An 18,940-nucleotide genomic window follows, 5' to 3' on the forward strand; every position below is an offset into this window, starting at 1 on the left:
CACCACGCGGAGCACCGTCGTCGTCATCGTCGTCGTCCCGCGCAGCCGACCCACCCACGCCGGTATCCACCCCACCACGCGGAGCACCGTCGTCGTCATCGTCGTCGTCCCGCGCAGCCGACCCACCCACGCCGGTATCCACCCCACCACGCGGAGCACCGTCGTCGTCGCCGTCGTCGTCCCCGCCGCCGTCGTCATCGTCGTCGTCGACCGCGGTGCTGGTGGTGTGGACGGCCGCCTGGGCGACCGACGCCTGAGCGGAGGTGGCGGTGAAGAGCGTGCCGATGGTGCCCAGGCCGAGTGTGACCGTGATGGCGAGCAGGACCCGCCTCAACGTCTGACCCATGTGAATGACCCTCCTGATGCCGGGCCGCGAGTTCTTCGCGACTGGTTTCAGAGTGGTTGGCGGCCGTTGGACCACCATGAGGTCGAGATGAAAGGACTCTCACCGCGACCGGCCCACGCGACAGCACTCGCCGCGAGCGGGTCCGTGCGCGAGGGCCCGTGCGCGAGGGCCCGTGCGCGAGGGCCCGTGCGCGAGGGCCCATGCGCGAGGGCCCGGGCGAGGCGGCACGGGCGACACCGGCGGCACCCGTGATCGCGGTATTCGTCCCCTCGGCGTGAAAGCATTCCTCACGTAGAAAGAGCGAGTGCTGTGGAGGCAGGAGTGGCTGACGAGTTCGACGTCATCGTGATCGGTGCCGGGCCGGCGGGCGAGAACGTGGTGGATCGGGCCGTACGCGGCGGCCTGACCGCGGCCATCGTCGAGGACCGGCTGGCCGGCGGCGAGTGCTCCTACTGGGCCTGTGTGCCGAGCAAGGCGCTGCTGCGACCGGTGGACCTGGCGGGCGAGGTGGCGCGGGTGCCCGGCCTGTCGCTCGGCGAGGTCGACGTGGCCAAGGTGCTGGCCCGCCGCGACGAGGCCGTCTCGAACTTCGACGACGCCGGCCAGGTGCGCTGGATCGAGAGCGTCCCCGCCGAGTTCGTACGGGGCCGCGGCCGCCTCGACGGCCCCAGGCGGGTGCGGGTGACCACGGCGGACGGCGGCGAACGCGTCCTGACCGCCCGCCAGGCCGTCGTGCTGGCCACGGGCAGCACCGCGGTCGTGCCGCCGGTGCCGGGCCTGGCCGAGGCGTCCCCGTGGACGAGCCACGAGGTGACCGCCGCGACCGCGGTACCCGAACGGCTTGTCATCCTCGGCGGCGGCGTGGTCGCCTGCGAGATGGCGCAGGCCATGCACGGGCTGGGCGCGCGGCAGACGACCGTCCTGGTACGCGGCGGCCGGCTGCTCAACCGCATGGAGCCGTTCGCGGGTGACCTGCTCGCCGAGTCGTTCGCCGACTCCGGCATCGACGTACGCACCCACACCGACCTCGTCAGGGTCGAGCGTCCCGAGCCCGGCGGGAAGGTCACCGCGCATCTGTCCGACGGCCCGCCGGTGGAGGCCGACGAGCTGCTGGTGGCCACCGGCCGCCGGTCCGCCACCCGCGACCTGGGGCTGGGCTCGGTGGGCCTGCCCGACGACGCCCCCGTCGAGGTGGACGACAGCATGCGCGCCACCGCGGTCGCCGACGGCTGGCTCTACGCGGTGGGCGACGTCAACGGGCGGGTGCTGCTGACGCACATGGGCAAGTACCAGGCCAGGGTCTGCGGTGACGTGATCGCCGCGCGGGCCAGGGGCGACGAGCTGCCCACGATGCGCGACCTGGCGGGCGGCTACGGTGCGCCGCAGGTCGTCTTCACCGACCCGCAGGTGTGCGCGGTCGGCCGTACGGAGGCGGTGGCCCGCGCCGAAGGCTTCCGGGTACGCGTCGTCGACTACGACATGGGCAAGGTCACCGGGGCGTACCTGCTGGGCGACGGCTACCGCGGCAAGGCCAGGGCCGTCGTGGACGAGGACAGGAAGGTGCTGCTCGGCGTCACGTTCGTGGGTCCGGGTGCGGCGGAGCTGCTGCACGCGGCCACGATCGCGGTGACCGCCGAGGTGCCGCTCGACCGGCTCTGGCACGCGGTGCCGTCGTTCCCGACGGTGAGCGAGATCTGGCTGCGGCTCCTGGAGGCGTACGGACTCTAGCGAGGTACGGCGGCGGACCTGGCCTGCGGCGAGGCTCAGACGGCCACAGGAAACGCGCGGGCGGCAGCGGCAGCGAGGGGGGGCAGGGGTCACTCGTCGAGCGGCGGGCCCTCGTCCTGATCCGGCCGCAGGCGCAGGTCGGCGGGCGTGTTGGTGCACGTCATGGGTGGCGCGGCCCCCGTCGGGCCGGAGGTGGCGGAGTCTCCGGCCTGCAGGGTCAGCTCCGCCACCGTCTGCTCGACGCTGTCGCGCAGCTCCACGTGCGACAGCAGGTCCGTGATCCGCAGCACCGACAGCAGGTGATCGGAGGGCCGGACGAGGATGATGCGTCCACTGCCCTCCTCCTCCATCCGCTGCATGACCGTGGCCAGCACCCCGATGATCGACGAGTCGTAGAAGTCCAGCTCGGCCAGGTCGAGGACGAGCACGGGACCCGCCGACCAGTTCCACACGGCGTCGATGCGGGCGCTGAAGCGGACGCGGCCGTCGTGATCGAGCACACCGCTCGCTCGGATGACCGTGCATTGCAGATGCCTGGTCGTCTCGATCAGCAAACCGCTCCTGCCCACATACACACCCTGCCCGGTGAGCGCGCTTTTCACGGTTGATCGCCATTTTTCCCGGCCCATTGGGCCGCGCCGTCCCCCCGTCTGCCGCGTGGTCCGCCGCTCAGGGCTCCAGCGCGGTGCCGTACTCCAGGATCGGGACGGCGTCCGGGCAGGGCGCCAGGAGCACCAGCAGCGGCGAGCCCGACGGGCCGGGCAGCTCCAGCTCGGTCACGTTGCCGCGGGTGACCTGCACCGGGGCCCCCATGTCCCCGTCCCGGACGCTGAGGACCCGGGCCACGGACGGCGCGGCCGAGTGCAGCAGCCTCCTGGTGGCGTGGCGCAGCCAGCGCAGCTCGCTGTTGACCCGCCGCCACGTCGCGGGGATCACGCTCACCGCCTCCGCCTTGGTGCCGAGGCGCAGCGCGAGGCGGCCGCTCGACCCGAACCGGTCCTTGAGCACCGGGTTGACCACGAACATGCCCGAGCGCAGGGCACGCGGGCCCTGCCGGTTGAGGTTGACCAGGCCGCCCGCGCTGATCAGCGAGTACAGCTCGCAGCGGGAGCCGTCGAGCGTGTCGGGGTCGTAGTCGACCGCCGGCGGCTCCTCGAACACGATCTTGTCCAGCCGGACCCCGGCCACGCCGTCGGGGGCGACGCGTCCCGACACGGCCGCGCGCAGCTCCTCGCTGACGCCGTCGCCCTCGGCGATGTCCAGCACCTCGACGCAGATCAGGCCGTCGTCGGGGATCTCCTCCGGGGTCAGGTCGAAGGCCACTCTGGCGTGCGTCCTCTTGCCGCGCAGCAGTACGCACTGGCGCAGCCGTCCCTGGGAGCGGACCTGGATGAACCGCGGCAGCGGCCCCACCTCGGCGCGCCCGGACTGCCACCCGCTCACCGACCGCTCGTCCGCCGACAGCGACACCTGCACCCGCAGCGCCCGCCCCTGCGCGGACACCTTGATCCCGGCCAGTCCCGACGACTCGAACCTGCCCACGATCTGACTGCCCCGGCGCAGGCCGTCGGTCACCTGCAGCGCGGACACCTGTCCGCTGGTCACGTGCACGGGCGGAATGACCGGAAGGATCACCTGGTCCAGGTCGGTGCCGGATCCTGAGCTGCTCATCGGACGCTCCTCCAGGGGGCGAGTACGGCGCCCGGCCCGTCCGGGTCGTCGAAGTCGAATCGGGTGAGCACGGGTTCGCGCCGCTCCCACATGCGGCCGACCGCGCTGAAGAGGGGGTCGCCGTCGCGTTCCACGTGGCGCAGGTTGACGGTGAGCGCGCGGGCGTAGTCGTCGCCGTGCTCCCAGTGGGGCAGGAGCTGGCTGGGCACGTCGGCGCCGCAGTGGCGCAGCCAGAGCCACAGCCGGGCGCGTTCGCGCTGTTCCTGGCCGAGCATGGACTCGCCCTTGCCGTGCCTGGCGACGGCCTCCTCCAGCAGCAGGCGGTGCTCCTCCGGCGAGCGCGGCACGTGTGCGGCGCCGCAGGCGCGGCCCTCCGACCAGCCGGCCTGGATGACCGGGATGCCGTAGGCGGGCAGATCGCTGTCGCCGAACGCGATGCCCACGTCGGCCATGCTCCACAGCAGGTTGGCGGACATCGTGCCGTTCACGCGCCTGATCCTGGGATGGGAGGTGGCGGGAACGGGGTCGTGGAAGAGCCAGTTCGCGCAGTCGTCGGCGACCGCGTACGCCGCCGTCAGCTCGAACAGCTCGTCGTCGCGCCCCGGCACGTGCCCGAAGACCGCGATCGTGGGACGGTCGGCGTCGATGCCCAGGCGGGCGCAGCCGTGGTGGCGGAGCTGGCGGCGTTCGGTGTCCGTACGGATCTGGTAGCCGCTCTTCGCCCGCCAGGCCACACGTTCCGCGCTGGGTCTGATGGCCTCCCGGTGCGGCCAGACGTACCGTTCGAAGAACGCGCCGACCTTGGCGGGCAGTTCCTCCTCGATCGAGCGCGGCCCCTGGTCGGGGAAGAGCGCGTACGCCTTCAGCGTCCCCGTGCCGTGCACGTGCACGACGGGGACCTCCCTGGGCACGGCGGGGTCGGCGCGGCTGGTGACGAGTGCGCGGGGCGGCACCTCGGGCAGGATGTCACCGGTGGCGCCGAACGCCTTGGCCAGTCGCGTCCACTCCGGCCGGGTCAGCGCCACCAGCCGGGCCCTGAGCAGGCCGCTGACCGCCCTGGCCACCAGCAGCGTACGCGCCACGACCCGCAGGTCCTCGTCGTACGTCTCCGCCACGACGCATCCGTCACCGCCGGGGCTGCCGCCCCAATAGGCCCTGGCGGCGGCGAGCAGCCGATCGACGCGCTCGCCATCCCCGATGCGACGCATAAAGCCCCTCCACCCAGGCGCAGGAAAAAATGCCCGGCTCGACGTTGCCAGATCGGCGCGTCACCACCGCGCGGCCGACACGGTCCTTTGCCGTGGCCTGGCGGAAACAGGGACGCCGGAGGGGACGGGGCCGCACTCGTCACACCCGTCTCTGGGGCCCCAAGCAGCACGAACCCGCCCCAAAACCCAGATTCAGCAAAAAACCCGGCACCACATCGAACAATCGCGTCCCACGAGACATCCAAGTTTTTACCCGGAGTACGTCATGCCCGGGTTTAGGATGCAGCCAATTGCCACGAGGGGGAGGGTCTACCACCATGGGTACCCGTTTGTCGAGTGTCGCGCGCCTGACTGCGGTCGCGACGGCGGCCGGTGTCGTGGCCGCCGCCATCGCGCTGCCCGCGGTCGGGGGTTCAGGAGCGATGTTCGTCTCGGCATCGGAAGAACTCGGCATCAAGCCCGAGGAACTCGTGGAGCCCCCGCTGGCCGAGCGCACGACGGTCCTCGACGCCAAGGGCAACGAGATCGCCTGGTTCTACGAGGAGTACCGCGAGAACGTCACGCTCGACCAGGTGGCCGAGGTCATGAAGACGGCCATCATCTCGATCGAGGACTACCGCTTCTACGAGCATGGCGCGATCGACATCGAGGGCACCATCCGCGCCCTGGCCAAGAACCTCTCCTCCGGCGGCATCGCCCAGGGCGGCTCCTCCATCACCCAGCAGTACGTCAAGCAGGTGCTGCTCAACTCGGCCACCACCGAGAAGGAGAAGAACGCCGCCCTCGAGGCCAGCTACGCCCGCAAGCTCAAGGAGCTGCGCTACGCGATGGCGGTTGAGGACAAGTACACCAAGGACGAGATCCTCGGGAAGTACCTGAACATCGCCTACTTCGGCGCCGGAGCCTACGGGGTGGAGGCGGCGGCCAAGCGCTTCTTCGGGGTCAGCGCGTCCGATCTGACGCTGGCGCAGGCCGCGACGCTGGCCGGCGCCGTGCAGGACCCCAACGCGACCGACCCCAACCTGGGCAAGGACCAGCAGAAGAAGCTGCTGTCGCGGCGCAACGTGGTGCTCAACCGGATGGCGGAGCTGAAGAAGATCACCCCGGAGCAGGCCACCGAGGCCAAGGCGGAGAAGCTCGGCTACAAGGGCACCGCGATCCCGGGCGGCTGCGGGACCAGCGAGGTGCCGTACTTCTGCATGTACGTACGCAACGAGGTGCTCAGCAACAAGGTCTTCGGCAAGACGGCCAAGGCCAGGAGCCAGTTCCTCAACCGGGGCGGCCTGACGATCCAGACCACCCTCGACCCGAAGATGCAGAAGGCCGCCGACAACGCCATCAAGAAGCACGTGTTCGCCTCCGACAACCCGGTCGCCTCCGAGGCCCTGGTGGAGCCGGGCACGGGCGCGATCAAGGCCATGGCCGCCAGCCGCAAGTACGGCAACAACAAGCGCAAGAAGGAGATGTCGTACAACGTCGTGGCCGACGCGGTGCACGGCGGCGGCGTCGGCTTCCAGGCGGGCTCGACGTTCAAGACGTTCACGCTGATCACGGCCCTCAAGGAGGGCATGAAGATCAACGACGGGTTCAGCGTCAGCAGCGGCTACCGGGCGCCGTACTACTCGACGTTCAAGAACTGCAAGGGCGAGAGCATCGGCGACCCCACCCACACCGTCACCAACGACGAGGGCGGCGGCGGCTTCAAGACGCTGGCCACCGGCACCTGGGGCTCGGTGAACACGTTCTTCATGGTGCTGGAGCAGAAGGTCGGCCTGTGCGACACGGTCAAGACCGCCAAGTCGCTGGGCATCGAGCGGTCCGACGGCCTGCCGCTGACCGAGTTCGAGACGTTCACGCTCGGCACCAACGAGATGGACCCGGTGACCGTCGCCAACGCGTACGCCACCATCGGCGCGCGTGGCAAGTACTGCGAGCCCATGGCCATCACCAAGATCACCGACCGTGACGGCAAGGTCAAGAACTACGAGCCCGAGTGCAAGCAGGCCCTCGACCCCGGGGTCGCCGACGCGGCGTCGAACATCCTGTCGGGCGTGTTCACCGAGGGCACGATGAGGAGCGTCGGCGGCATCGGCCGGCCGGCGGCGGGCAAGACGGGCACCACGGACGCGCAGGCCACCGCCTGGTTCGCGGGCTTCACCCCCGACCTGGCGGGCGCGGTCAGCATCGGCGACCCGCGCGGCGCGCAGGACTACAAGCTCAACAACATCACCATCGGCGGCCAGTACTACGGCTCGGTCTTCGGCGCCTCGATCCCCGGCCCGATCTGGAAGGACACCATGATCGCGGCGCTGAAGGGCACCCCGCCGAGCGAGTTCACCCCGGTGGACAGCTCCCGCTTCGGCGGCTGCGGCTCGGGCTGCCGGCCGGTGGTGCGGGTGCAGCCGGACAGCGGGGACGACGACTCCGACGGCCGGCTGGAGGACGCCGACATCGCGGACTTCGGCTGATCACGGGCGGGGAGGTTTTCCTGATCGTCGGATAAGACGAATCGGGCACGGAAATATGCCGTGATCCACCTCGGGAACGGCGGCTCCGCCCGCCGTCACCGCCCCTAGCTGAGCCGATGCCGAGCGCGGGCCGAACAGACAGGGAGTGCGTCCGCACAGCGGGACGCACTCCCTGCAAAGGCCCTATTAACAGCGCCGAAACATTGGTAACGTGGGAGCGCTCCCAGGATCTTTCCGTGAGGTGCCCCATGACCGAGCAGCCCACACTGGCACAGGTGGCGGCCGCTGCAGGGGTCTCCCCCGCGACCGCATCTCGAGTACTCACAGGCTCGGTGCGGGTCAGTACCTCGACCCGCCGCCAAGTCTACGACGCGGTGTCCCGCATGGGATACGTCCGGCAACGCGCACCCCGGGGAACGTCCGCCAAGACCATGGCCGACGGCGTCACGGCGGTGATCTGCGACCACCTCCCCCGGCTCTTCTCCGAGCCCTACTACGCCAGGCTCCTGTCCGCGGCCGGCGCGGTGATCAGCGAGCACGGCACGCACCTGATGGTGACCACCGTCACCCCCACCTCCGCCACGCTGCCCGCGCTGTCCGGCGCGGTGCTGATCGTGGGCGCGCGAGAGCGCCACCCCCTGGCGATCAAGTTGTCCACCTCGGGCGTGCCGGTGCGCAACATCGGCCGTCCGCCCCACGACCTCAGACTCCCGTACGCCGACGTCGACAACCTCGACGGCGGCCGGCAGGCGGCAGAACACCTCCTGCTGTCGGGCCGCCGCAACGTGGCCGCCATCGGGGGCCCGCCCTCCTTACCCGGCGCCCGTGACCGGCTGGAGGGCCTCGTACGCACCCTCCGGACGGCAGGCGCACCCGACGTACCGGTCGCGTACGGGGACTTCACCGCCGCCTCGGGCACCCACGCCATGCAGTGGCTGCTGCGCCACGCCCCTGGCCTGGACGCCGTCTTCGTGGCCTCCGACCTGATGGCGGCCGGCGCGATCCAGGCCCTGCGCAGGGCCGGGCGCAAGGTGCCGTCGGACGTCGCGGTGATCGGGTTCGACGACGCCCCGGTCGCCAGGCGCACCATCCCGGCCCTGACCACCGTCCGCCAGCCCGTCGAGGAGCTCGCCACGGTCGCCACCCGGCTGCTCCTGACGGGGGCCGCGGGGATCGACCCCGTCCTCCCCACGGAACTGGTCGTCCGTGAGTCGGCTTGAGTCCGGGGACGTCCTGGCCCGCAGGTATCTGTTGCTGGACCCGCTGGCCCGCGGGGGCATGTCGGTCATCTGGCGCGCCTTCGACCAGTCGCTGCACCGGATGATCGCGGTCAAGGTGCTCACGGCCTCGCTGCACACCGACCCGGGAGGGCGGGTCAGCGTGCGCAGCGAGGCCCGTGCGGCGGCCACGTTCCTGCATCCCGACTCGATCGACATCTACGACTACGGCGAGACCGTCACCACGAGCGGCGGCGTCGCGGCCTTCGTGGTGATGCCGCTGCTCGACGGCACGCCGCTGGCCGAGCGCGTCGAACAGGGCCCGCTGCCGTGGACGGAGGCCGCGGCCATCGCCCTGCGGCTGGCCAGGGTGCTGATGGCCGGGCACGCCCGCGGCCTGGTGCACAGGGACGTCACCGCGGAGAACGTGCTGCTCACCGCCGACGGCCCCAAGCTGCTCGACTTCGGCATCGCGGCCTGGGCGGGCGACCCCGACGACGACCGCGGCACCCCTCCCTACGTCGCCCCGGAACGGCTGCTCGGCGCGGCCACCCATCCCGCGGTGGACGTGTACGCGCTGGGCGTGCTGCTGCACACCATGCTCACCGGGCGCACGCCGTACCCGGAGACGACGTGGGAGGAGATCGAGGCGGCCCGCAGGACGGAGCCGCCTCCCCGTGTCCCCGGCGTGCCGTACGCGCTGGCCGCGCTCTGCCGCCGCTGCCTGGCGAACCGGCCGGAGGACCGTCCGACCGCCGCGCAGATCGTCTCGGCCCTGACCGCCGCGCTGGACACCGCGACGCTGGGCAGGAACGTGCGGCGCGGCATCACGGTGGCCGGGTCGGCGGTGCTCGCGCTGTCGGCCCTGCTGTGGTTCCAGCAGACGGCGGTGCCGCCGCAGCAGCCGGAGCGGACGGCCAAGCCCCCGCCGTCCCCCACGGCCACGGCCCGGCTGCTCGAAAGCTCCCCGGCGGCGAGCGCCACCGCCGGGCGAACGGTCGAGCAGACGGTCGAGCAGGCCGCCGCCGGGTTCCGTACCGTGCTGGAGGCCAGGACTCCGTGCGGCGCCACGGACGACGACGTCGTGCTCGACCTCAAGCAGGTGCTGGAGGCCGCCGTGTCGCCCAGGCGCGGCCCGCCGGAGTCGCGTACGGACGGCCTGCGCCGCAAGCTCTCCGACCGCCTGCGGGAGGGCCGGCTCGCCCCCGCCTGCCTGAGCGAGCTGCAGGCCAGGCTGGACGTCATCGAGGCGGCCATCCTGCGGGACTGACGACCGTGACCGAGATCGGCTGAAAGTTTCACCCGACGTTGTCGGATCGCGAACGGGCGTGGTTCAATGCGCAGGCCGGGCGGGCAGGTCGTGGGCAGGTTTCCTCTGTCGTCAGCGCAAGGGAATCCCCATGAGATCTTTCAAGTCGGCGGCGCTGACCGCCGTCCTCGTCCTGATCACAACCGTCTTGATGGTGCCCACGCAGGCGCAGGCCCACGGAGTGTCGATGTTCCCCGGCAGCCGTACGTTCCTGTGCTGGCAGGACGGCCTGCGTGAGAACGGCCAGATCCTGCCCTACAACCCCGCGTGCGCGGCCGCGGTCAACCAGAGCGGCGCGACTCCCCTGTACAACTGGTTCGCGGTGCTGCGCTCCGACGGCGCCGGCCGGACCACCGGATTCATCCCCGACGGCCAGCTCTGCAGCGGCGGCACCGGCGGGCCCTACGACTTCACGGCCTACAACGCGGTCCGCTCCGACTGGCCGCTGACCCACCTGACGTCCGGCACCGGCATCCAGATGCGGCACAGCAACTGGGCCGAGCACCCCGGCGCGTTCAACTACTACATCACCAAGAACGGCTGGAACCCCAACGGGCCGCTGAAGTGGTCCGACCTGGAGCCGTTCGGCAGCGTCACCAACCCACCCAAGTCCGGCGGCCCCGGCGGGCTCAACTACTACTACTGGAACGCCCAGCTCCCGTCCGGCAAGAGCGGGCGGCACCTGATCTTCACGCACTGGATCCGCGCCGACAGCAACGAGAACTTCTACAGTTGCTCCGACGTCGTCTTCGACGGCGGCAACGGCGAGGTGACCGGGGTCGGCCCCGGCGGCAGCACGCCCGGCCCCGACCCGACCGTCACCCCGACGAACCCGGCGCCCACCGGGGCCTGCACCGCCACCTGGAAGGCCACCGACACCGGCTGGGCCGGCCACTTCCAGGGCGAGGTGACCGTGAAGAACACGGGCACCGGCTCGCTCAACGGCTGGACGGTCAAGTGGAGCTACGGCGGCGGCCAGGGCTTCGAGGGCGCACCGTGGAACGGCGTGCTGTCGGCGCAACCTCCCGACGTGACGGTCAGGAACGCCACGTACAACGGGCAGCTCGCGCCGAACGCCACCACCTCGTTCGGGTTCAACGCCACCGGCTCGATCCCGAGCCCCGCGCCTGCCCTGACCTGCACCAGCCCGTGACCGGAACGCGTCGCGGACTCGTCGCGGCGACCATCACCCTGGCCGGGCTGAGCCTGGCCGGGGTGATGTTGTTCGCCCAGCCGTCCGCTGAGCTGGACGAGCAGCTCGCCGCCCAGGTGACCCTGATCCTGGAGCGGGCCTCCCCCGGCGAGCACCATGCACACGGGCACGGCTTCGACTCGCGCGCCGTGTGCGCCGTGGAGCCGTTCGGCACCGAGCCGCCGGACGCCGCCTCGCTGGTGGAGGTGGAGTGGGTGTACGCGCGGCACATGTGCGCGATCACCGGGGAGAGCACCGACTGGGCCGCCTCCGTACGCGCGTCGGGGCCGATCGCCGTCAAGCTCGGCATCCCGCCCCAGGTCGAGGTCCCGGAATCGGGCGCCGGCTACCCCGACCGGGTCAGGCGGCTGATCCCGGAGCGCTACCACCGGCAGGCGTTCGAGGACTTCCAGGACGACACGGCCATCGAAGCGGCCCGCCAACGCTTCGCCCTGGCGACCTCCTCCACCGCTCATTAGCCTCCCGACAACGGAAAACGGACGCGGCCGACTGGGGGAATCGGCCGCGTCCGTCCCATCCGGGCGGGGATGGTGTGGGGCAGGGCTTGCTGGTTTCCGGCCTCACCTCCTCATACGCACCCGGGCTCATACGCACCGGGATCGGGGGCGGTTCGGTTCTGGCGGGACTACGGGAAGAGGCGGCCGTACTCGGCGAGCGCGACGGCGACGTCCACCTGCGCCCAGAACCGGTGGTAGTTGAAGACCGGCGCCGGGCCCGTGCCCTTCAGGAAGGCGTCGACCTTCGGCCAGTCGGGGTCGTTCCGGTAGAAGGACCTGATCGAGATGAAGGTCGAGGCGGAGTTGATCGTGTCGCCGTTCGGCATGCGGCCGCTCCAGCCGGCGGGCACGTACACCGGGTCATCGACGCGGTTGTAGTCGGTCTTGGTCTCCGGCACCGACACGCCCTTGGCGTCGCGGTTGCGCCAGACGCCGTCGAGCAGCGCCTTGGCCGTGTCTCGCGCCTCGGCGTGGCCGGCCCTGGCCGCGTAGTACATCAGCGCCTTGGCGTACGAGCCGGCGACGCCCACGTCCTGCGTGTGGTCGGCGACGGTCACGTGCAGGCCGGGGTTGGCCGGCGGCATGCCCGTGGTCGCGTTGAAGTCGCCCGCGGGCTGGCCCGTCCACCGCAGGGTGGAGGGGATCTGGTAGCTGCCGTCGGAGCCGATCGTGGTGTTGTCCAGCGCCCACGTCACCCACTTGTCCAGCAGCGCCTTGGCGTCGGCGTTGCCGGTGGCGTAGTACAGCTCGGCCACCCGCTCCATCGTCCACGCCTGGAAGCCGAACCACTGGTTCGAGGGCGGGTCGTGGTAGACGGGCTGCCAGTCGTAGGTCATGCCGTGGAACTTCGGCAGCCCCGCGGGCGGTGTGGCGTAGTGGCCCTCCCAACTGTTGGTCGCGCCACCGGCGATGGCGCCCTCGGCCGACTGCAGCCACGTGTAGAACTGGAGCTGGCGGGTCAGGCTGGTGCTCCAGTCGGCGGCGCCGGTCGCGCTCCTGGGCTTCAGCTCGGCCACGTTGGCCAGCGCCCAGGCCGCGAACGGGTTCTGGTAGCCGGAGTGGTTGTGGCTGGAGCCGATCCGCCAGGCCCAGCCCGCGCTGGAGTCGGTCGCGCCGCCCCAGGCGTAATACCACGACAGCAGGTAGTTCGACGCGTCCTTGCCGGTGCCCGGCGCGCACGACGGGCTCGTGCAGCCGGGCTTCTTGAAGTACTTGTCGTACATCGCGTACCGCAGGTAGTCGCCCATCTTGGCGGCCTTGGCGACCGTGGCCGAGATCTGCGACTCCTTGCCCTGCGCCTTGGCCCAGGTCTGCGCCCAGTACGCCACCTGCACCGCGCGGGCGTCGGCGTCGGGGGCGTTGGTGTACTTCCACTGCCTGGCGTACGAGGAGTCCTTGATGAACAGGTCCAGGTAGCCGTTGGCGCCGCCGTGCCTGAAGGTGTCGCAGGACGGCTGCGGGATCGTCTCGAAGACCGACTCCTCCGGGCCGCGCTGGTAGGTGTTGATGTAGGCGGGTCTGGTGGTGCCGTCGCCGCAGCGGCCGAAGCCGTAGGTGTTGTCGACGTCGAGCAGCCAGTGCATGCCGTAGACGTCGCGGGTGCCGTACGCGCTCTGCAGCTCGGAGGCGATCGGGTCGGTGCCCACGCTGACGCCGGAGTCGATCTGCGTCGGGTAGCTGCTGATCGTGTTGTACTCGGCCGCGTACGTGGCCGGCTTCGAGGCGTTGTAGAACGAGTTCGTCGGCTGGTCGGCCGCGGCCGGGATGATGTACCTCTCCATCGAGGCCCACGCGTTGTTGAACTTCGTCCAGTCGCCGGTCACCTGCCCGTAGGTGGCCTCCAGCCACAGGTAGTAGCTGTAAGCCTCCGACGTGGTCTCGTGCCCGTGGTCCGGCGCCTCGACCATGAACGTCTCGATCGAGTGGTACGGCACCCCCTCGGGCGAGAAGTAGCCGTTGGCCGGGTCGTGGATCTCGTTGTAGAGCTCCACGAAGCGCCGGACGTACTCGTTGTCGCCGCCGACGTCGTTGTCCGCCTCGCTCGCGGTGACGTCCACCGGGGTGTAGCCGGTGGCGCTGACCCGGAAGACGGCCGAGCCGCTCGTCGTGTCGGCGTCCTCGGCCGCGGCCAGCGTCACGTTCTGCGCGGTGTTCCAGTTGGACGGCGTGAAGGTCCTGGTCGCGCCGCCCGAGACCGTGAGGTCGGCGTCACCGCTCGCGCGCGCGACGGAGACGGTCACGTTCGAGGAGGGCGCCTGTGACAGCTTGACCCCGAAGCTCGCGGTGCCCGCCTCCGGCACGGACAGCGTGGTCGGGCTGACCACGAGCGCCGGGCCGGTGCTCGGCGAGACCGTGATCCCGACCGGCGACGAGGTCGTGGCCAGGCCGGAGTTGTCGGTCGCCCTGGCGGTGATCGAGTAGCTGCCCGCCGCCACGTTCGCCCAGTTGTAGGCGTAGGGCGCCGAGGTGTCGGTGCCCAGCAGGGTGCTGCCCTGGTAGAAGTCGACCTTGGCGACGGTGCCGTCGGAGTCGGCGGCGTTCGCCGCGATCGGCACGGTGGCCGGGGCGGTGAACGTCTGGCCCGCGGTCGGCGAGGTCAGCGCCACGGTGGGCGCGGTGCCGGTGCCGGGGCCGCCACAGGCGACCCCGTTCACGCTGAACGCGGTCGGGCTGGGGTTGCTTCCCGTCCAGGTGCCGTTGAAGCCGATGCCGGCCGAGGCGCCGGTGGCCAGGCTGCCGTTCCACGGCATGTTGGTGGCCGTGACCCTGGTGCCCGACTGGCTCCAGTTCGCGCCCCAGCCGGTCGGGGTGTACTTCTGCGTGGTGGTCGGGAAGTCGAAGGCGAGCGACCACGAGGTCAGCGGGTCACCGGTGTTCTTGAGGGTGATGCTCGCGGTGAAACCGCCCGAGCCCGAGCCCCACTGGTTGGCCGCGTACGTCACGTCGCACGACACGGCCGCCTGGGCGGGTGCGGCCGACAGGGCCGTGGTCGCGCCCGCGACGAGGACGAGGGCCGTGGCCACGGCGAGCCGCCTCGACAAGCGCGTCAAGAGGATGGGAGGTCTGTGCTTCACGGGGTCTCCATGGGAGTAGGGGGTATGGGAGCGCTCCCACAGTGGATTGTGGGTGCGCTCCGGCGGATGTCAACGGAACGGCCGCCCGGCGGCCCTCGCGCTTCCCCTCACCAGGCTGCCCGGGATGAAAGTTTCATCCCCTTTCCAGGGCATTCGGCAAGCATGCGGAGCGACAGCCACCCCGCCGCCGCCCGCCCTCTGTACACGGCCGGGAGCACGGCTCACTATGGGAGCGCTCCCAGCCATCTAACACTGGAGATGATCGCCCGTGAGACTCCACCGCGGCCTCCGCACATGGGCCGTGACCATGACCGCCGCGAGTTGCGCGGCCCTGGGGCTCGTCGTCGGCCAGAGCACGGCCGCGAACGCCGCCGTCGCCTGCGACGTGACCTACACAGCCAACTCGTGGACGAGCAGCCCTGGTCAGGGCGGTTTCACCGCGAGCATCACCCTCAAGAACACCGGTGACCCGCTGACCTCGTGGTCGCTCGCCTTCGACTTCCCGACCACCACGCAGAAGTACACCCCGACCGGCTGGGGCGCCAACTGGAGCCAGTCGGGCACCCGCGTGACCGGCGCCAACATGCCCTACAACGGCAGCCTGGCCACCGGCGCCTCGGTCTCCATCGGCTTCAACGGCACCTGGACGGGCACCAACCCGAACCCGACGGCGTTCAGCGTCAACGGCACGAGCTGCGGCGGCACGAACCCGGGCACCCCGTCGGTGGTCACCTCCGCCAGCGCGGTCGCGGTGAACGAGGGCGGCACGGCCACCTTCACCGCCAGGCTCTCCGCCGCGCCCGGCGCGAACGTCACCGTCACCACCGCGCGCACCAGCGGCGACACCGACCTGACGGTCAGTTCCGGCGTCTCGCTCACCTTCACCCCGGCCAACTGGAACACCCCGCAGACCGTCACCCTGGCCGCCGCCCAGGACGCCGACACCACCGCGGGCACCGCCGCGTTCAGCGTCGGCGGCACCGGCGTCACCGGGGCCACGGTCACGGCGACCGAGGTGGACGACGACGCCACCGTGGAGCAGTCGCTCATCGTGACGCCGACCGCGGTCACCGTGCCCGAGGGCTCGACCGGCGCCTACACGGTGCGCCTGGCCGCGCAGCCGTCCGGGAACGTGACCGTCACCACCACGGCCGGCAGCGGCGACGCCGACCTCACCGTCTCCGCCGGGGGCGGCCTGACCTTCACCCCGGCCAACTGGAACACCCCCCAGACCGTCACCCTGGCCGCCGCCCAGGACTCCGACACGGCCAACGGCAGCCGTACGTTCACCGTCGCCTCCTCCGGCCTGACCTCGCGTACGGTCACCGCCACCGAGGCCGACGACGACGGCGGCACCAACCCGACCCACGTCGAGAACCCGTACGCGGGCGCCACCGGCTACGTCAACCCGAACTGGAGCGCCAAGGCCGCGGCCGAGCCCGGCGGCTCGGCGGTCGCCAACACCTCCACCGCCGTGTGGATGGACCGCATCGCCGCCATCGCCGGCACCTCCGGCGCCATGGGCCTGCGCGCCCACCTGGACGAGGCCGTCAGGCAGGACGCCGCCAACGGCGCCGCCCCCCTGACGATCCAGGTCGTCATCTACAACCTGCCCAACCGCGACTGCTCGGCCCTGGCCTCCAACGGCGAGCTGCTCATCTCCGAGAACGGCTTCAACCGCTACAAGGCCGAGTACATCGACCCGATCGCCGCCATCCTCCGCGGCTCGGCCTACGCCGGCCTGCGCATCGTCACGATCATCGAGCCCGACTCACTGCCGAACCTGGTCACCAACCTCAACGCCTTCGAGAAGTGCCGCGAGGCCAACGGCGCCGGCGGCTACCGCGACGGCGTCCGCTACGCGCTCAACCAGCTCCACGCCATCCCGAACGTCTACACCTACGTCGACGCCGCCCACCACGCCTGGCTCGGCTGGGACACGAACTTCACCCCGTCCGTGAACCTCTTCTACGAGACCGTCGCCGCCACCACCGCCGGTGTGGACAGCGTGGACGGCTTCATCGTCAACACCGCCAACTACTCGGCCACGACCGAGCCGTACTTCACGATCAACAGCACCGTGAACGGCCAGACGGTCCGCCAGTCCAAGTGGGTGGACTGGAACTACTACGTGGACGAGCAGACCTTCGCCACGGCCCTGCGCAACGCCCTGGTCGCCAAGGGCTTCCGCCAGGGGCTGGGCATGCTGATCGACACCTCGCGCAACGGCTGGGGCGGCAGCGCCCGCCCGGCGGGGCCGAGCACCTCGACGAACCTGGACGAGTTCGTCAACCAGTCACGCGTCGACCGCCGCATCCACGCGGGAAACTGGTGCAACCAGAACGGCGCGGGCCTGGGCACCCGGCCGACCGCCGCCCCGGCCGCCGGCTTCGACGCCTACGTGTGGATCAAGCCTCCCGGCGAGTCCGACGGCGCCAGCCGGGACATCCCGAACGACGAGGGCAAGAAGTTCGACCGGATGTGCGACCCGACGTACACCGGCAACAACCTCAACGGCAACAACATGTCGGGGGCGCTGGCCGACGCGCCGCTGTCGGGGCAGTGGTTCTCCGCCCAGTTCCGTCAGCTCCTGCAGAACGCCTACCCGCCCGTCAACTGAGACCCGTCAACTGAAACACCGTCAACTGAGACACCGTCAACTGAACGCCGCCGACCGTTGATCCAGACGGCCCGCTGAGACGCGGCCGGCCGGGGACCGCCTGACCCGAGTCCCCGGCCGGCCCGAGGGCCTGTGCAAGGCCGGTGCGAGGCCGGTGCGAGCAGGGTCAGCGGCGGGCGCGGCGCCACTCGGAGACGATCTCGTCCACGTCGAACGGCATCAGGTTGAGGGGCGGCCCCGACAGCCCGGTCCTGATCGCCTCGCGGATCCGGTGGTTGATCTCCTCCACGATCCGCCGCGCCTCGGCCTCCGACCGGGCCCCGCGCGCCTCGGCCAGCGCCTCCTCCGCGTCCTTGCGCAGGGCCAGCGTGGGCGGCAGGGGCATCGAGAGCCCCTCGCTCGCGATCTTCTGCTTGATCCACCACATCTCGTCGAGATGCCGATCGACCCCCGGCAGCGGCTGCCCCCTGCCCGGCAGGTCGTCGAACTCGCCCCGCTCCTCCGCCTCCCGGATCTGCCGGTCGATCCACGACTCGAAGGGCATGCCGACGGGCTTGCGCTCGGTCACGTACGGCTCCTCCTCACGCGAGGTTGTGGCTGGGCGCCACCGGGCCGCGCCACCCGAGCACGGCCTCGGTCATGCGTACGGACGCGACCGTCGCGGCCACGTCGTGCACGCGCAGGATGCGTGCGCCCTTGAGGACGGACACGACGTTGGCGGCGATCGTGCCCTCTTTCCGCTCCCCCTGGGGCCGCCCGAGCGTCTCCCCGATGAAGTCCTTGTTCGACAGCGCCACCAGGGTCGGGTATCCGATCGAGGTGATCTCCTCCAGCCGGCGCGTCAGCTCGAGGGAGTGGAAGGTGTTCTTGTTGAGGTCGTGCCCGGGGTCGATGATGATCCTGTCGGCGGCGATGCCCGACTCCAGCGCGTACGCGACCCGCTCGCGCAGGAACGCGGCCACGTCGGAGACCACGTCGGCGTAGCTGGGCCGGAAGACCCGCTGCCCTGGGCCGCCGAGGCTGTGGGTGACCACCACGCACACGCCCGCCTTGGCCGCGAACTCGGCCAGGCCCGGCTCGCGCAGGCCGTTGGTGTCGTTGATGACGTCAGCGCCGGCCTCGACGGCGGCCCGCGCCACCTCGGGCCGGTGGGTGTCGACCGAGATCACGGCGTCGGTGGCGGCCCTGACCCGGGCGATGACGGGCGCGACCCGGTCGATCTCCTCCGCCACCCCGATCCGCGCCTGGGCGGCGCTGAAGGCGAAGCCGCCGATGTCGACCCAGTCGGCGCCGTCGTCCACGGCCTTGGTGGCCGCCGCGACCGCGCTGTCGAGCTCGAACGTGCGGCCCTGGTCGTGGAAGGAGTTGGGTGTCCTGTTGACGATGGCCATGATGGCGACCTGGCGCTCGAAGTCGAACCGCCGCCGCCCGATGCGCCGGACGGGAGAGATGATCCCCGGGGAAAGATTTTCGCCGCTCAACGTAGTGATCCCCTTCCGTCCCTACGAGACTACCTGCCGCCCCGCCAGGTCAGACGGAGGGCCACGGGACGTTCGGGCGGCATCGGGCAGCACGGAGGGCTACGGCAG

13 protein-coding genes and 1 pseudogene are annotated in these 18,940 nt (G+C 71.1%); 7 read left to right on the top strand and 7 right to left on the bottom strand.

All coding sequences use genetic code 11. The features are described 5' to 3' along the window. Positions 1 to 424, bottom strand: a pseudogene (locus ACZ6S0_RS40005) (hypothetical protein); the annotation flags it as partial. A 243-nt stretch (positions 425 to 667) separates the two neighbouring features. Here ACZ6S0_RS40005 and ACZ6S0_RS40010 point away from each other — a divergent pair. Next, positions 668 to 2,074, top strand: a complete 1,407-nt coding sequence (locus ACZ6S0_RS40010; protein WP_465924546.1) for a dihydrolipoyl dehydrogenase family protein — start codon at positions 668 to 670, stop codon at positions 2,072 to 2,074. Between the two features lie 89 nt (positions 2,075 to 2,163). On the opposite strand, the gene ACZ6S0_RS40015 is transcribed toward ACZ6S0_RS40010, so the two are convergent. The 3 genes from ACZ6S0_RS40015 to ACZ6S0_RS40025 form a co-directional block, all read right to left on the bottom strand. Next, positions 2,164 to 2,628: an STAS domain-containing protein gene (locus ACZ6S0_RS40015; RefSeq protein ID WP_465924547.1), complete on the bottom strand. Its 465-nt coding sequence runs from the start codon at positions 2,626 to 2,628 to the stop codon at positions 2,164 to 2,166. 115 nt (positions 2,629 to 2,743) lie between these two features. Continuing rightward, a complete protein-coding gene (locus tag ACZ6S0_RS40020) occupies positions 2,744 to 3,745 on the bottom strand; it encodes a hypothetical protein (protein WP_465924548.1) in 1,002 nt (333 codons plus the stop codon). Then, the gene (locus ACZ6S0_RS40025) at positions 3,742 to 4,953 is read right to left on the bottom strand and encodes a hypothetical protein (RefSeq protein ID WP_465924549.1); all 1,212 of its coding nucleotides are present in this window, start codon (positions 4,951 to 4,953) and stop codon (positions 3,742 to 3,744) included. The genes ACZ6S0_RS40020 and ACZ6S0_RS40025 overlap by 4 nt, the downstream gene beginning before the upstream one ends. Positions 4,954 to 5,270: 317 nt before the next feature. On the opposite strand from ACZ6S0_RS40025, the gene ACZ6S0_RS40030 reads away from it, so the two are divergent. The 5 genes from ACZ6S0_RS40030 to ACZ6S0_RS40050 all read left to right on the top strand — a co-directional run bounded on the left by ACZ6S0_RS40030 (position 5,271) and on the right by ACZ6S0_RS40050 (position 11,618). Beyond that, a complete protein-coding gene (locus ACZ6S0_RS40030; RefSeq protein ID WP_465924550.1) occupies positions 5,271 to 7,421 on the top strand; it encodes a transglycosylase domain-containing protein in 2,151 nt (716 codons plus the stop codon). A gap of 248 nt (positions 7,422 to 7,669) precedes the next feature. Continuing rightward, positions 7,670 to 8,641 (top strand): LacI family DNA-binding transcriptional regulator, encoded by a 972-nt coding sequence (locus ACZ6S0_RS40035; protein WP_344888798.1) that lies wholly within the window; start codon positions 7,670 to 7,672, stop codon positions 8,639 to 8,641. Continuing rightward, entirely contained in the window at positions 8,628 to 9,908 is a 1,281-nt protein-coding gene (locus ACZ6S0_RS40040; protein ID WP_465924551.1) for a serine/threonine-protein kinase, read from the top strand. The genes ACZ6S0_RS40035 and ACZ6S0_RS40040 overlap by 14 nt, the downstream gene beginning before the upstream one ends. Before the next feature lie 130 nt (positions 9,909 to 10,038). After that, positions 10,039 to 11,100 (top strand): lytic polysaccharide monooxygenase, encoded by a 1,062-nt coding sequence (locus ACZ6S0_RS40045; RefSeq protein WP_465924552.1) that lies wholly within the window; start codon positions 10,039 to 10,041, stop codon positions 11,098 to 11,100. Continuing rightward, positions 11,097 to 11,618, top strand: coding sequence for a hypothetical protein (locus ACZ6S0_RS40050; RefSeq protein WP_465924553.1), 522 nt, complete (start codon positions 11,097 to 11,099; stop codon positions 11,616 to 11,618). The genes ACZ6S0_RS40045 and ACZ6S0_RS40050 overlap by 4 nt, the downstream gene beginning before the upstream one ends. A gap of 167 nt (positions 11,619 to 11,785) precedes the next feature. On the opposite strand, the gene ACZ6S0_RS40055 is transcribed toward ACZ6S0_RS40050, so the two are convergent. Continuing rightward, positions 11,786 to 14,731 (bottom strand): glycoside hydrolase family 48 protein, encoded by a 2,946-nt coding sequence (locus tag ACZ6S0_RS40055; protein ID WP_465924554.1) that lies wholly within the window; start codon positions 14,729 to 14,731, stop codon positions 11,786 to 11,788. A gap of 307 nt (positions 14,732 to 15,038) precedes the next feature. Between ACZ6S0_RS40055 and ACZ6S0_RS40060 the strand changes: the two genes are divergently transcribed. Then, positions 15,039 to 17,351 (top strand): glycoside hydrolase family 6 protein, encoded by a 2,313-nt coding sequence (locus tag ACZ6S0_RS40060; RefSeq protein WP_465924555.1) that lies wholly within the window; start codon positions 15,039 to 15,041, stop codon positions 17,349 to 17,351. 166 nt (positions 17,352 to 17,517) lie between these two features. On the opposite strand, the gene ACZ6S0_RS40065 is transcribed toward ACZ6S0_RS40060, so the two are convergent. After that, a complete protein-coding gene (locus tag ACZ6S0_RS40065; protein ID WP_465924556.1) occupies positions 17,518 to 17,919 on the bottom strand; it encodes a DnaJ family domain-containing protein in 402 nt (133 codons plus the stop codon). 13 nt (positions 17,920 to 17,932) lie between these two features. Next, entirely contained in the window at positions 17,933 to 18,832 is a 900-nt protein-coding gene (gene folP / locus ACZ6S0_RS40070; RefSeq protein ID WP_465924557.1) for a dihydropteroate synthase, read from the bottom strand. Between the last annotated feature and the right edge of the window lie 108 nt (positions 18,833 to 18,940).

The organism is Nonomuraea sp. NPDC051298 (assembly GCF_055586305.1).

What these genes read in the sequence shown, in the direction of transcription:
- ACZ6S0_RS40020 (WP_465924548.1), bottom strand. Translation starts at nt 3,745, where the DNA reads ATGAGCAGCTCAGGATCCGGCACCGACCTGGACCAGGTGATCCTTCCG.
- ACZ6S0_RS40025 (WP_465924549.1), bottom strand. Translation starts at nt 4,953, where the DNA reads ATGCGTCGCATCGGGGATGGCGAGCGCGTCGATCGGCTGCTCGCCGCC.
- ACZ6S0_RS40030 (WP_465924550.1), top strand. Translation starts at nt 5,271, where the DNA reads ATGGGTACCCGTTTGTCGAGTGTCGCGCGCCTGACTGCGGTCGCGACG.
- ACZ6S0_RS40035 (WP_344888798.1), top strand. Translation starts at nt 7,670, where the DNA reads ATGACCGAGCAGCCCACACTGGCACAGGTGGCGGCCGCTGCAGGGGTC.
- ACZ6S0_RS40045 (WP_465924552.1), top strand. Translation starts at nt 10,039, where the DNA reads ATGAGATCTTTCAAGTCGGCGGCGCTGACCGCCGTCCTCGTCCTGATC.
- ACZ6S0_RS40060 (WP_465924555.1), top strand. Translation starts at nt 15,039, where the DNA reads ATGACCGCCGCGAGTTGCGCGGCCCTGGGGCTCGTCGTCGGCCAGAGC.